This is a genomic window from Sphingobacterium sp. SG20118 (genome assembly GCF_044740685.1).
Classification (GTDB): Bacteria; Bacteroidota; Bacteroidia; order Sphingobacteriales; family Sphingobacteriaceae; genus Sphingobacterium.
On the sequence record NZ_CP172826.1, the window covers coordinates 2,446,069 to 2,461,420 of the forward strand.

Here is a 15,352-nt window from a genome sequence, read left to right on the forward strand (position 1 = left end):
AATTTTATTTACTTATTAATAAGGAGACCTAACCAAATTTATTTTTTAGACCAGCTAACATATCATTGGTAATCTCTCTTTTTTCACTTTTATTTTCTTGCTTCTGAAACTCCTTTTTGGCTTGCTTTTTATCTTCAGGAGCATGAATTGGTTCCGAAGACTTTGCTGCTCTCTTAGCTTGTCTATGGCTATTCCAAATATTTTCTAAACACTTCTTAGTGTACAAAGGAAAATCGCCATTTTGCATCCATGCATAATAGCTCGGTTCTACATCAAAAACTTCCGTCACCGGACGGCCTTTGTGCTTACCAAAATTAATTACCTCTACTCCTTCATCGTTATACACGATACGACCTGCAAAATCGACAGGCCTAGTCATATTGGTGAATTCTGACAAGGCAGGCACATCATTGACAACAGGTACAGATTGCTTACCGTGCTTATCTTCATATACAGCACCCTCATACTTCGTCAATTGTGCCTTCAATACTTCGTAGGTAGCACGCACGTCAGCTTCAGCACTATGTGCGTTCTCCAGACTTTCGTGGCAATAGAATTTGTAAGCAGCTTTCAATGTACGTTGTTCCATTTGATGGAAAATGTTTTGAACATCGACGAATACACGGTTTTCCAAAGAAAAATCAACACCCGAACGTAGGAACTCTTCCATAAGCATCGGGATATCAAATTTATTAGAGTTATAGCCAGCCAAATCAGCATCGCCTATAAAGTCAGCAACTTCCTGACTTATGCCCTGAAATGTTGGTGCATCGATGATATCTTCATCATAGATACCATGAAACATGGACGATTCTGCAGGGATAGGCATAAGCGGATTAATCCGTTTCGTATATACTTGTTCCTCAGCATTAGGCAATACCTTTAATATTGATATTTCAACAATTCTATCTGCTGATATATTGATTCCTGTAGTTTCTAAATCGAAGAAAGCTAAAGGTTTCTTAAGTTTCAATTCCATTACGAATTTTTATTATTAGATTGTTAAATACATCATTGTATAAAACAAAAATACAAAGTATGAATGATTTTTTGTTTATTGTAAGTCTATAATTACAATTCAGAGACTAATACTGCTGTATCCATTTTTCCAACAACAATTTTAATCATCTGGTTGTAATCCAGATATTGTAAAGCAATTTCCCTTACTTTCTCGGGAGTCATGGCATTAATTTCTTTCATATAATGGTCATAATAAACCAAATCCATGTCAGAAAGCAATACATTCTTGAACTTATCTGCATGTGAAAAAATACTTTCCAAGGAACCCAACATAGATCCCGATAAGTAATTTTTTACTAAGTTCAATTCCTCCTCTGTCGCAAGTTCGGTTCTTAAGATAGCCATTTCTTTTTGAATTTCAACCAAAGTTGCATCCGTAGCCTCTACACCTACTTCCGTTGCAATCGTCATAAATCCAGCATATCTTAAAGTGCCAACCGCAGACCCAATACTGTAGGTATACCCCTTTTCCTCTCTGATGTTGCGCATCAATCGCGAGCCGAAAAAACCTCCAAACAGCGTATTGACAAATTGCAATGCTGAGTAGTCTACATGATTTCGACTGATACTTGGCATACCAATACGGATAGCAGACTGAATTGCATCAGCTTTTTCTTCATAGACCAACTGCCCTTTATCGGGTGTCAATGCCGGTGCTGATAAATGTACTGTTTGCGGAGAGATCCAATCACGGCCAAACTGTTGGCTCAACTCCTGAAGTAAGGCTTCAGAAACATTGCCAGAAACAATTAAGCGACAATTAGATGGTGAAAATTGTTTAAGATATAATGCTACTAAATCAGGTCTCGTTATCTGGTCGTACTCTTCTACTGAAGGGGTCTTCCCGTAACGATTTCCAGTCCCAAAAACATGCTTATAAAATGCTTTCCTTGCCAAATAATCATTCTTTTGCAGCGAAACCTGCAGTTTTTGTTTATTGTTGCGTAAGTAGGTATCGAGTTCTTTTTGGGGCAATGTCGACTCGGTCAGGATTTCTTTTATCAAAGGTAAGAGAACCGCGCTGTGCTTGTTGAGCGTATATAGCGTAAGTGATGTGATGTCAAAGCCATATTCTGGCATAAGAAAAGCACCATAAAAATCTACTTTATCCGCAATCTCAGCACTGCTATAATTTTTGGTTCCTTCTTTCAAAAGCGCACTTAATGAACTATTCAGCAATGGATTTTCATCCTCATTAAAGACATTATTAAAAATCCACTCTATCCTAACCAACTCTTGATCCGGCGAATGAAATACATAGACAGGCAATCCGTTCTCAAACGAAAGGACCTTAGGACTTTTTAAATGGATGTCACCAATAGGATTGGAAACAGGTGCTTCAGCTCTATTCAGCATGGGACACCTCCTTTGCTTTATAATACAATATCGACGCGTTTTCTTTTCTAAAAATTTCGTTTGCCTGTTGCTTAATATCATCCGACTGAACAGCTAAGTACTTGTCAGTCTCCTTATTAAGATCATCTGCATTACCCAATAGTTCATAGTAAGCTAGATTCATGGCCTTATCCAAAATCGAAAGTTCAGCAAATACATGCGTTGACTCGATTTTGTTTTTTACTTTTTCAAGCTCTTCCGCTGGTACTGGAATCGTTTTTAGGATATCCAATTCTTTCCAAATTGCGGCTTCTGCTTCTGCTAATGAGATTCCTTCAGAAGGTTTTCCTTCAATAATGAACATGTTGGGGTCAATACTGCCCATGACATAAGCATTTATTTCACTAAATAGCTCTTGATCTTTTACTAAACGACGATACAAACGTGAAGAAGAACCTCTAGAAAGTAGGTCGGACACCAAATCCATAGCGTGGTAATTTTCATCCATTCGTGCAGGAGCATGAAAAGACATGAATAATGCATCGAGTGGTACATCCGCTTCAACCACTTCCCTACGTTCTTGCATTTGAACCGGTTCCTGTGGCAAATTACGTAAGTATTTATTTCCTGCAGGAATGTCTGCAAACCATTTCTCAACAAGCGTTCTGATCTGATCAAACTTCACATCACCCGCAATGACCATAATTGCATTTTGAGGAGTATAGTGTTTTTTGAAAAAAGCTTTCACATCCGCCATCTTCGCATCTTCAATATGCTTGAGTTCCTTACCGATAGTCGCCCAACGGTATGGATGTACCTGATATGATAGCGGTCTTAATTTCAACCAGACATCACCATAGGGTTGATTGAGGTAGCGCTGCTTAAACTCCTCACAAACAACACTTCTTTGCGTTTCCAAACTCTGTTCTGAAAAAGAAAGACTCAGCATACGATCAGATTCCAACCAAAGAGCAGTTTCTAGATTTGAGGAGGGTAAAGTGATGTAGTAATTTGTGATATCATTACTTGTGAATGCATTATTTTCTCCACCTACACGCTGTAAGGGAGTGTCGTAATCCGGTATATTGACCGAACCACCAAACATCAAATGTTCAAATAAATGTGCAAATCCCGTTTGGTCCGGCGACTCATCGCGCGCACCCACATCGTATAATATATTGACACAGGCCATTGCTGTGTTGTTGTCCTCATGTACAAGTACACGGAGACCATTTTCTAGTACAAATTTCTGATATGAAACCATTCAGGTTGTTTAGATTAATTTATTGTATCCAATTGATATCCTTTCTCAACAAAGAGAGTGTTTTTTCTTCTTCCGATCCTTCTTCCGGATGAAAATCATAAGCCCAGTTCGCTTGCGGTGGTAGGCTCATTAAAATCGATTCGATGCGACCATTCGTTTCCAGACCAAATTTTGTACCTGAATCCCAGACCAGATTGAATTCCACATAACGCCCTCTACGCAAATATTGCCAGTTTTTATTATGATCAGTATATGCTTTATGACGATTTCTATTGACCAATTCTGCATATGTGGGTGCAAAAGTACGTCCCAGATCACAGGAGAATTCGAAAATTTCCTGAAAAGATAATCCAGTCTTTTCGGGGGTCAATTTATCATAAAAAACCCCACCTATTCCGCGAGTTTCTTCGCGGTGACGGACGTAAAAATAATCATCTGCCCATTTTTTAAAATCTTTATAAAAATCAGGATGATGCACATCGCATACATTTTTCATCTGCTGATGAAAAAACTGCGCGTCCTCTTCAATTACATAGTGCGGGGTCAGATCGATACCTCCACCAAACCAACGAATTTCCTCATTCAATTCAAAATAACGAATATTCATGTGAATGATGGGCACAAAAGGATTATTGGGATGGATTACGATGGAAACTCCAGCTGCAAAAAAATCATCTTCATCAACCCCAAATGATTTTTTGATTACCGCAGGTAATTTACCATGGACAGCAGAAAAATTGACACCTCCTTTTTCAAAAATATGACCATTTTGAATGATTCTGGTTCGGCCACCTCCTCCACCATCTCGTTCCCAAATTTCTTCTTCAAATTTTGCTGTACCATCTAACTTTTCCAACGCTTGACATATTTCGTCTTGAATTGTTTTATAGGCTTCAGCTATCTTTAATCTATCGATCATCACGGATTAACTTAATTTTTCAGCCAGTTGGCTTATGATTGTTGCAGCAGATTTATGCTGATATAAGATTTGGTATACGGCCTCACAAATCGGCAATTCGATTTGATGTTTACGCATATAATGTTGGATACAAGCCGATGCATAATACCCTTCGGCAACCATATTCATTTCGAGTTGGGCAGATTGCACACTATAACCTTTACCGATCATGGCTCCAAACGTTCTATTTCGGCTAAACTGAGAATAAGCAGTTACCAATAGATCGCCCAGATAAGCAGATTTGTTGATATCACGATTTGGGTTCGGATCAATAGTCTCAACATAAGTTTCCATCTCACGGATTGCATTGGAAATCAAGACAGCCTGAAAATTATCACCATAACCTAGCGAATGGCAGATGCCTCCAGCTAATGCATAGATATTTTTCAATACTGCTCCATATTCAATACCATAGACATCATCCGAGATAATTGTCTTGATATAACGGCATTCAAGTAAGGCAGCTATCCTTTCGGCATTCTTTTGCGATTTCGAACCAAAAGTCAAATACGACAACTTTTCCAACGAGACCTCCTCCGCATGGCAAGGTCCACCAACTACTAAAATATCCGCTAACGGGATATCATATACTTGTTGCAGGTAATCACCGATAATCAGATTTTCATCCGGAACGATACCCTTTATGGCGGAGACAATTATTTTACCTTTAAGATCTTCTTTAGTGACATCTTTCATAGCAGCTTTTAGATAAGCCGCAGGAGTATTTAAAATGATGATATTTGATACCTGAATAATTTTCCTAGCATCAGTCGAAATATTGTCTGTGTCTAATTTTACTTCGACAGCACTTAAATAACTTGGATTTTTTTTATGCTTTTTGATATAGTCGACATCCTCTTGTTTACGGACCCACCAATGTACATCCTTTTCAACAACGTTGTCACCCAGCATTTTAATCATTGCTGTAGCCCAACTACCACTACCAATAAGCCCTACTCTATTTTTTTGCATTAAATTTTGTTACTAGACAGTTTGAGCAAACTTAGATAAATTTACGTTGATATAAAAGTGAATTGATCGTTCTCTCACCAACCTTTGCTAATTTTTATATTGCGGGAATCTACTTGATGATAAAAAAATAATCACATATCCTTAAGTCAAACAGTGGGTATCCCATTTGAAAATACACTATTTTTTCAAAAATTGCAAGTTGTCTATATAATCTTATAGTAATCAACAGCTGAATGCAGGTCTAAGCTAACGAGGCGGCAATCACCATAATATGAACCTTAGCTTATATCGTTAAACAATCCGATGACCTGACTTGACTTACATGATGGTAAGCATTAATATAAGCTTTTGGGGACTGCCCGATTACACTTTTAAAAGCCCGATTAAAATTTGTTAGGCTATTAAAACCTACTTGATATGCAACACCCGAAATACTATCTTTATGTTTTCCGGTCAATAAACTTTTGCAAGCATCATTGATTCTGATTTCATTCAGAAAGGTCACAAACGTATTTCCAGTACGCTTTTTAAAGTAGCGACAAAAAGCCTGTGGAGTCATATAAGCTTCGTTCGCTACATCATCCAATGTAATATGATTATTATAATTGTCCATGATGTAATGGATAATATTATCAAACTTGACATCCTCATTCCTCGAAAGATCAGAGGCATATACATGGGAACAAAGTGGTAGTGCAAAACCTGAGACTTCCTTGAGGCGAACCAAAAGCGAAATAAGCTTAATGACAACTTCCACACCACTAGATTCGTGTAACGATAATAGTATAGTTGCTATTTCATCTGCGTATTGATCGGGAACCTGAAATCCCTCTTTACTATTTTTCAAAAATGAACTTAACCTATCCATTTCGGGAAGATTGAACAAACCGGATAATTTACCCGAAAGGTTTAGGTATAACGAGCAGGCCATAATTTGATGATGTCCATCTGCCTTGAAATATTCATGATTAGATTTAAATACATGTGGCACATTGGTGCCAATAAGGAAAACATCTCCAGCACGAAAAGGATGCATTTTGTTTCCGACTAGTAAGGTTCCTTCTCCCTGCTCCACCCAAGTAATCTGATATTCACTATGACGATGCATATGCTGGTAAAAATGTGGCAATACAACGCGTTCTGTCATCATACTCTTACCATCAGGCATAAGCAAAGTAAATGGAAGTACCTTCATCTTAATAGTTCTTATTGGTGGTTTAAAGTTTTGGTTTATACTATTTTTAATAGCAACATTCCCCCATTTTTGTTGTTTATATTATTTATCGGGCTATAGTTACACCGATAAAGAGATTACAAAAAAATGCAGTGGTTATGTTAAATGTAGTGCTAAATATCATTCAACATGTTTAATATATACCGTTGTTTAATATTGAACATGTTTTATCGGCATTAAACCATCAACATAGCATAAAAAAACGTTAAGAGACACTCAATAATGATGATTTTACGGCAAATTCCTTACTAAACCTTAGTCTATACTCACTTGGACTACATTTAAATCTCTTTTTAAACGCTGTGGCAAAATATTGGGAACTTGTAAAACCACAGTCATAACAAAGGTCGGTGACGTTAACTTCTTCCCTATCAATTAACATTTTTGCAGCAGCCTCCAACCTGATATTGATGAGGTAATTAATTGGGGTCATATTCGTGAGATGCTTACAATATTTTGATAGACTTGTTTTCCCAAGACCGCAGTGTTCTGCCATATCTTCAAGTGTCCAGGATTTTTCAAAATCACTGCGTAAATGATTCAAGAAAATCTCAACAGTTCGTAGATTATAAGTAAGCGATTGGTCGAATTCAATATGACCTCGCTTAAAGAGGTTTAGAATTTCAAGCAGTAGACTATTGATTAAAATTTTAAGCTTAGATTGTTGTATTTCTATTTCCGCATGATCCAAACACTTTCCTATTTCCACGAAGCATTCCTGTATTTTTTTATCAGATTGCCAGACCATGTCATCATTCTCTCTTAAGATTTTGGTCAGGTATTCCAGATCTTCTTTTGAAAGAATGATCCAATCGGGCCATACCCATTCTTGATGTGGCTGTCTTACTCCAACATCTATGATGATCCAATATTGCTTTCCTACGGTCACTTTCGGATTTCCTACTTTATGCAATTGCCAAGGTTTGGTTATCGTTAAACTACCAGGATGAAGATGGACAGTTTCTTTTTCTGTCGAAAAATATAAATTACCCGACTCCATGAAAGAAAATTCAATTCCTTCATTCCTGTGCCAATCTAACCCCCAGTTTTGGTCCGTTTTAGCATCCCAATACCCCATGCTATAGATACCCGGTAAAACTGTATCGGGTAATTCTTGCCCAGGGTAATCAAATCTACTTAGACCTTTCATACCAACAGCACCGATCTGCGAGGCGTAAATGAGTTGTTCGCAGCGATCTGGTTTATAGTACTCGAAAAAATTCTTTACTTGTTTCTTTTTCATCAATAAATCTAATTGGCATTGCTCTCCTATTTTCGCAATTATTTGACAGGTACTACTCAGCTTCAACGATAAGATTGAATAGATCATCCTTAAAAGGGGATCCATCAACATGAATTACTATAAAAAAGAGTGTCTGCTTGTTCAAGCGGACACTCCGTATCTAAATTTACTAAAAACCGGCTAGGTTAAACCAATTAATTTACGATTATAAGCTTCATCACTTCCTGTTGAGGCAAAATCATCGAAAGCCTTATCTGTTACATGAATGATATGATCAGCTATAAATTTCGCTCCTTCAATTGCCCCGTCTTCAGGATGCTTAATGGCACATTCCCATTCCATCACTGCCCAGCCTTTGTAATCGTAGGCAGCTAGTTTACTGAATATGGATTTAAAATCTACCTGTCCATCACCCAACGAACGAAAACGCCCAGCACGATCCACCCAATTGGAATAACCACCATATACCCCCTGTTTACCCGTTGGGTTAAACTCGGCATCCTTTACATGAAACATTTTTATACGTTCATGATAGTGGTCTATATAGGATAAATAATCCATCGCTTGTAATACAAAGTGTGATGGGTCATAGAGCAAACAAGCTCTTGCATGATTGTTTACCTTTTCAAGAAAACGTTCATAGCTAACACCGTCATGCAAATCTTCTCCCGGGTGAATTTCATAACATAAATCAACCCCGTACTCTTCATACACATTTAAGATCGGAAGCCAACGCTTTGCCAATTCCGTAAAACCTGTCTCTACCAATCCTGCAGGTCGTTGTGGCCAAGGATAAACGGTGTGCCAAAGTAGTGCCCCACTAAAAGTCGCAGCAGCAGTTAAACCTAAATGCTGCGAAGCTTTTGCCGCAAACTTCACTTGTTCTACGGCCCATTCTGTTCTTGCTTTAGGATTATTATGATACTTTTCTGGAGCAAACCCATCAAACTGATCATTATATACCGGATGCACGGCCACGAGTTGACCTTGTAAATGCGTACTCAGCTCTGTAATCTCTAACCCGTAACTATTAACGATTCCTTTAATCTCTTGTGCATAGTCCTTGCTTTCCGCTGCTAACTGCAGGTCAAAGTAATGACTAGCCCAAGTGGGTATTTGGATTCCTTTAAAACCGATACTTTGTGCCCATTGACAAATAGATTCTAAATTATTAAATGGAGGTTCATCTCCTAAAAATTGTGCTAAAAATATTCCAGGTCCTTTTAGTGTTTGCATCTTTTAAGTTTTTTATTTTAAAAATAGTCAATTTTTCTTCAATTTCACCAGTCCAAAGAAGCGTATTAAAAAAATCACACCTCTTATACCGTGATCAGCATAATCGAAACTTCATTATTCAGATCATGCTCCTTTTATCAAAATCCACAGCTTAAGATTACCGCAGTGTATAAGTTCCAATTAATTTGTATTTCACAGCTGTTCTTCACAGCAAAACCTGCGCAACTCCATACATATCAATGGTTAGCAGACATCAGTTCATTACTATAATATCCTAATTACAAAATTAAATGGAGCTCATATTCTCGATATTATCCTGCATGTATTGATTTAGTATAGACTTCAGAATAAATGTAGGAGTACAAATTATACAATTAGCTATCTATATTGATAGAAAATAAGCAAATATTAACCCTGACTAATTCTAACAAATAAGTTACAAACATCAGAAACAGGTCTTTTAATGGATTTAATAACCTAAATGTGTATTCTTCGTAAAAAAGGTTTATATACAATCAGTAAGGGTTAATATAGACTCATCTTTTGTTTTTCCTTCTAATTATATTTGGTTATCCAATAGCTTCAAAAAGCTAAACAGATTATAAACCAACAACCCAATTTGCGTATAACGCACTTACTAACCATTAATAAATATGGATCGAAGACTTATTTATTTAATGCTCATGATCTTTGGTCTTGTGTACATGATACAAGCCTGCAATAGACCATTTGCAAATCAAGACAGTGAAGAAACTATACCTGATAGTATTAGTTACAATTTCCATGTCAGACCCATTCTTTCCGACAAATGCTTTGCTTGTCATGGCCCCGACGCAAATAAACGCGACGCGGATTTACGATTAGATATCCAAGAAGATGCCTATAAGGCACTAAAAGACAACCCCGCTGCGCATGGGATTGTCCCATTTAAGCCCAGTAATTCAGAGGTTTTTTTAAGAATTTCTTCTACAGATACAAGCTATATGATGCCACCCATTTCATCCAACCTGAAATTAACTCCAACTGAAATAGGCATCATAGAGAAGTGGATCAAACAAGGTGCTAAGTATGAAAAACATTGGGCATTCACCCCTGCTAAGACTCCAGTATTACCTCAGGTCAAAGATTCCAAATGGGTGAAAAATGAGATCGATTATTTTGTGCTTGACAAATTGGAGCATAAGGGCATTGTGCCCAATCCTGAAGCTGATAAAGAAAGACTTCTCAAGCGTGCTAGCTTGGATATTACAGGCTTACCACCCTCACTAGAAATGATGGAAAAATTCATGGCAGACACTAGTCCCAATGCATATGAAAAAGTGGTTGAGAGCTTGTTGGCAAGTCCTGCTTACGGCGAAAGAATGGCCTTACATTGGATGGATGTCTCGCGTTATGCCGATTCACATGGCTATCAGGATGATAACTATCGGAGCCAATGGCCCTGGAGAGATTGGGTCATTCATGCATTTAACAACAATACCTCTTACGACAAATTTATTACTTGGCAATTAGCGGGCGACTTGATGCCTAACGCCTCCAAAGAACAGCTATTGGCAACGGCATTCAATCGTAATCATAAAATAACCGAAGAAGGCGGCGTTATCGATGAAGAATATCGCGTAGAATATGTAAGGGATCGAACCAATACCCTTGGTAAAGCTATTCTGGGGATTACCTTAGAATGTGCACAATGTCATGATCATAAATATGATCCCTTCTCCCAAAAGGAATATTTCCAGATGACGGCATTCTTCAATAACGTGAAGGAAGTTGGACTTGAATCGACAGTTGGAGGTCCCGAAACCTATGCTAAAAAACCATTTATGGAAATCAGTAATGCAGATATCAAAGACATCTTGAACTTTGTCAATAAGCAAGATACCAACAAGTTGATCGTTTCTGTTATGGGCGATCAAGATACGCTGCGCAAAACATATGTACTGAACAGAGGCGAATATGATGCACATGGAGAGGTTGTAGAAGCCAGTACACCAAAATCAGTACTACCCTTTAGTGATACTTATCAAAAAAACAGACTCGGATTGACTCAATGGTTATTTGATAAGAAAAACCCCTTAACATCTCGGGTATTCGTCAACCAAATATGGCAAGAGTACTTTGGCAGAGGCCTTGTAAAAACTTCAGGAGATTTTGGTATGCAGGGTGAATTGCCTTCTCATCCAGAATTGCTTGATTGGCTTGCTGTAGATTTTATGAATCACGGTTGGAATATCAAACGTTTGGTGAAACAGCTCGTATTATCCGCAACTTATAGGCAATCTGCGATTGTTTCTCCAGAAAAATACAATACCGATCCTGAAAATATTTTCTTGGCACGAGCCCCACGGTACCGGATTCCTGCCGAACATGTGCGCGATGTTGTGCTATCGAGTAGTGGTCTTTTAGTGCGAACTATTGGGGGCCCAAGTGTCAAGCCTTATCAGCCAGCTGGACTTTGGGAGGCTGCTACATCTGGTCGCGGAATCTTGGCTTCTTATAGCCAAGATCATCAATCGAACTTATATCGTAGAGGTTTATATACATTTATTAAAAGAACGGTACCACCCGCGGTGATGGCTATATTCGATGCAAGCAATCGAGATCAATGCGAAGTAAAGCGACTCAACACGAATACCCCACTTCAAGCCCTCGCGATGTTAAATGATCCTACCGTATTGGAAGCTTCACGCGTTTTGGCCGATAAACTATTACAAGAGCAAGGAACTGCCGAAATCAAAATTACAAAAGCATTCCGTCGGATTGTCTGTCGTAAACCCAAAGAACAAGAATTAAAACAATTAACGGCCTATTATACAGATCAATTAACTGTATTTAAAGAAAAATCAAATGCAAATAAGGTTTTAGCAGTTGGAGAATTTCCTATTTCACCAAAAGTCAACAAGACACAACTAGCTGCCTTAATGGGTGTTATTACCGTGATATATAACTTAGAAGAAACCATTACAAAATCCTAAATTATGGACAAGAATATTTTAGAACATGGTCTTAATTTTAATAGACGCCGATTCCTTTCAAGATTAAGCTTGGGCTTGGGAAGTGTTGCATTGGGTTCACTATTGATTCCGGATTTACTAGAAGGTAGTTTTGAACAAGCTGGATTACCATCGGGTATTCCCGATTTTGCTCCAAAAGCTAAAAGGGTGATTTATCTGTTTCAAAATGGTGCGCCATCCCAACTCGAATCGTTTGATTATAAACCCAAACTCAGAGAAATGATGGGGCAAGAACTTCCAGAATCGATTCGTGGTGCACAGCGGCTTACCGGAATGACAGCTGATCAAGCTTCCTTTCCATTAGTAGGTTCTTATTTTGATTTCAAACAGTATGGAGAGTCCCGCGCATGGATCAGCGATCTGTTTCCGCATACTGCAAAAGTTGTAGACGACATCTGCATCATCAAATCCATGTTCACCGAGGCCATCAACCACGACCCTGCATTGACATTTTTTCAAAGCGGAGCACAACAAGGAAATAGACCAAGTATGGGAGCATGGTTAAGCTATGGTCTAGGCAGCGAAAACAAAAACCTACCGGCATATACCGTTTTATTATCTCGTGGCAAAGGTAATGGACAAGGCGTGTATTCAAAATTATGGAGCAATGGCTTTCTAGATTCTACGCATCAAGGCGTTCAATTCAGCAGTGGAGAAGACCCTGTACTGTACTTGAAAGACCCTGAAGGATTAAACCGATTTGAACGCCGAAAAATGTTGGATCAATTGGCGGAGATGAATGATCTATCCTACAAAGAATTTGGTGACCCTGAGATTAATGCTAAAGTACAACAATACGAAATGGCCTATCGCATGCAAACCGCTGTCCCCGAAGTAACAGATCTTTCAAAAGAACCCGATGATATCATCAAACTCTATGGGCCGGACTGTCTCACACCAGGTACTTTTGCTGCCAATTGCCTATTGGCACGTAAATTAAGTGAGAATGGCGTTCGATTTGTCCAGCTCTATCATCAAGGATGGGACCAACATGGCAATCTTCCAACCGAGATGGCCAGCCAAGCCAAAGACGTCGATCAGGCATCAGCAGCCCTGATCACAGATTTGAAACAAAGAGGATTATTGGATGAAACATTGGTCATTTGGGGTGGCGAATTCGGACGCACTAATTATAGCCAAGGCGCCATGACCAAAGATAATTATGGCCGTGACCATCATCCACGATGCTTCAGCATTTGGATGGCAGGAGGTGGCATCAAACCTGGAATCGTCTATGGTGAATCGGACGAGCTTGGATATAACATTGTAAAAGACCCTGTACATGTCCATGATTTCCATGCCACTATCTTACATCAGCTTGGCTTGAATCATGAAAAATTGACCTACAAACATTTGGGCAGACGCTACCGATTGACCGATGTCGCAGGTAAAATAATCACCGATATATTAGCCTAAATTTATACTATGAAAAGAAAAGAATTTATCAAAAATACCGCAATGGTCTCCACTAGTTTTTTCATTATGAAAGACCTATTTGCGAAACCCAAAGGTCCTATTTATGGTCACCATAACATGCGCTATACCATGGACACAAAATGGGGACAATTGAATCCCTTAAAAAACCCCGTAAACGACTGTCATGAAATGGTACAGGATAAGAAAGGACGTATCCTATTATTGACCAATGAGACCAAAAACAATGTTTTGATCTATAACAAATCAGGTAAACTGATCAACTCTTGGGGGCATGAGTTTCCCGGAGGCCATGGATTGACCCTCGCAAACGAAGGTAATCAGGAATCGCTATTTATCACCGACACAGATCGGCATCAGGTTTTCAAGACGACATTAGACGGAAAAATATTGATGACAATAGACTGTCCAATGGAAACAGGTTTGTATCATAAAAAGGAAGAATTTGTTCCAACTGAAGTAGCTGTCGCTGACAATGGCGATTTCTATATTGCAGATGGTTATGGCCTACAATATGTCTTACACTACAATGCGTCGGGCAAACTTTTAGATTACTTTGGAGGTAAAGGCTCTGAAATGAAACATCTGGACAATGCACATGGTGTCACAGTCGATAAGAGAGGTGGCAAACCTACTCTATTGGTTACAGACCGCACGCGCAACTGTTTCAAGCGCTTTGATATGGCAGGAAATTTAATGGAGGTCATTGCCTTACCAGGTGCTTGCGTATGTAGACCCGTAATAAAAAACGATTACCTCTATGCTGCCGTATTACGATCTCCAGACCTCAGTAAAGATGGAAGTGGCTTCGTAACCATTCTAGATAAAGACAATAAAGTAATATCCAATATTGGTGGCACTGCCCCACTGTATACCAATGGTGTTTTGCAGCCTATGTCACAAGCAGCGCAAATCTTATTGAATCCACATGATGTTTGTATTGATGATGATGAGAATCTTTATGTAGCACAATGGGCTTCAGGAAAAGTATATCCCTATAAATTCACCCGTGTCTAATTTTTTATGAAAATTACGCTTAAAGGTTTTACTGAACAGGCATTATTTGCGTTAAATATATTTATTGTCTTTTTATTATTATTTGGAGATATCATCGTTGTGCCTTATTGGTTACAGCCTTTGGGTAGACTACATCCGCTATTATTGCATTTTCCAATCGTACTGCTCCTTTTGGCGATGCTACTAGAAGTTTTCCGTTTTAGAAAATCCAATACCAATGAGGCATTATATCAAAAATTCACATCTGGCATCTTCCTAGCAGGAATCTTCTTAGCATCCACCACAGTAATTATGGGCCTGTTGTTAGCGCAAGAAGATGGCTATAGTGGTACGACCTTACAGTGGCATAAATGGTCAGGTGTAAGCCTTGTTTTCATCTCATCCCTGCTTTATTGGTTTAGAGACAAACAATGGTACAATGCCACATTAGCAAAGGTAACGGCTATCATAACGGTCATTTGCCTATTGGTCACCGGCCATTACGGTGCCACGCTGACACATGGGGACAATTTTGTGTTGGCTGCTGTAACACCTGTTTCCAGAAAAGGTGACCGTGGATCAAGCTATACTCTTTCAAGATGTCATATTACCGATTTTCAATACCAAGTGCTTAAACTGCCATAAT

Annotated in this window: 12 protein-coding genes; 4 read left to right on the plus strand and 8 right to left on the minus strand. The window is 38.7% G+C overall.

The window, feature by feature from the left end; translation table 11 throughout:
- Positions 1–28: 28 nt before the first annotated feature.
- The 8 genes from ACFX5U_RS11460 to ACFX5U_RS11495 form a co-directional block, all read right to left on the minus strand.
- Complete coding sequence (locus ACFX5U_RS11460) at positions 29–979, minus strand: exonuclease domain-containing protein (RefSeq protein WP_400263541.1); 951 nt, start codon at positions 977–979, stop codon at positions 29–31.
- Positions 980–1,071: 92 nt separating this feature from the next.
- Positions 1,072–2,376: a M16 family metallopeptidase gene (locus ACFX5U_RS11465; protein ID WP_400263542.1), complete on the minus strand. Its 1,305-nt coding sequence runs from the start codon at positions 2,374–2,376 to the stop codon at positions 1,072–1,074.
- Positions 2,366–3,619, minus strand: coding sequence for a M16 family metallopeptidase (locus ACFX5U_RS11470; protein ID WP_400263543.1), 1,254 nt, complete (start codon positions 3,617–3,619; stop codon positions 2,366–2,368). The genes ACFX5U_RS11465 and ACFX5U_RS11470 overlap by 11 nt, the downstream gene beginning before the upstream one ends.
- 19 nt (positions 3,620–3,638) lie before the next feature.
- Entirely contained in the window at positions 3,639–4,538 is a 900-nt protein-coding gene (gene hemF, locus ACFX5U_RS11475) for an oxygen-dependent coproporphyrinogen oxidase (protein ID WP_280567453.1), read from the minus strand.
- A gap of 6 nt (positions 4,539–4,544) precedes the next feature.
- Positions 4,545–5,549, minus strand: a complete 1,005-nt coding sequence (locus ACFX5U_RS11480; protein ID WP_038697773.1) for an NAD(P)H-dependent glycerol-3-phosphate dehydrogenase — start codon at positions 5,547–5,549, stop codon at positions 4,545–4,547.
- Between the two features lie 283 nt (positions 5,550–5,832).
- Entirely contained in the window at positions 5,833–6,744 is a 912-nt protein-coding gene (locus tag ACFX5U_RS11485; protein WP_400263544.1) for an AraC family transcriptional regulator, read from the minus strand.
- A 244-nt stretch (positions 6,745–6,988) separates the two neighbouring features.
- The gene (locus ACFX5U_RS11490) at positions 6,989–8,026 is read right to left on the minus strand and encodes a helix-turn-helix domain-containing protein (RefSeq protein ID WP_400263545.1); all 1,038 of its coding nucleotides are present in this window, start codon (positions 8,024–8,026) and stop codon (positions 6,989–6,991) included.
- 180 nt (positions 8,027–8,206) lie between these two features.
- Positions 8,207–9,262 (minus strand): sugar phosphate isomerase/epimerase, encoded by a 1,056-nt coding sequence (locus ACFX5U_RS11495; protein WP_038697769.1) that lies wholly within the window; start codon positions 9,260–9,262, stop codon positions 8,207–8,209.
- 653 nt (positions 9,263–9,915) lie between these two features.
- On the opposite strand from ACFX5U_RS11495, the gene ACFX5U_RS11500 reads away from it, so the two are divergent.
- The 4 genes from ACFX5U_RS11500 to ACFX5U_RS11515 are packed head-to-tail and all read left to right on the plus strand — an operon-like array spanning position 9,916 to position 15,351.
- Positions 9,916–12,237: a PSD1 and planctomycete cytochrome C domain-containing protein gene (locus ACFX5U_RS11500; protein ID WP_400263546.1), complete on the plus strand. Its 2,322-nt coding sequence runs from the start codon at positions 9,916–9,918 to the stop codon at positions 12,235–12,237.
- A 3-nt stretch (positions 12,238–12,240) separates the two neighbouring features.
- Positions 12,241–13,692 carry a DUF1501 domain-containing protein gene (locus ACFX5U_RS11505; protein ID WP_038697739.1) on the plus strand — a complete coding sequence of 484 codons (1,452 nt, stop codon included), beginning with the start codon at positions 12,241–12,243 and terminating at the stop codon, positions 13,690–13,692.
- Between the two features lie 9 nt (positions 13,693–13,701).
- Entirely contained in the window at positions 13,702–14,727 is a 1,026-nt protein-coding gene (locus ACFX5U_RS11510) for a hypothetical protein (RefSeq protein WP_400263547.1), read from the plus strand.
- 6 nt (positions 14,728–14,733) lie between these two features.
- Positions 14,734–15,351, plus strand: a complete 618-nt coding sequence (locus ACFX5U_RS11515; protein ID WP_400263548.1) for a DUF2231 domain-containing protein — start codon at positions 14,734–14,736, stop codon at positions 15,349–15,351.
- Position 15,352 lies beyond the last annotated feature (1 nt).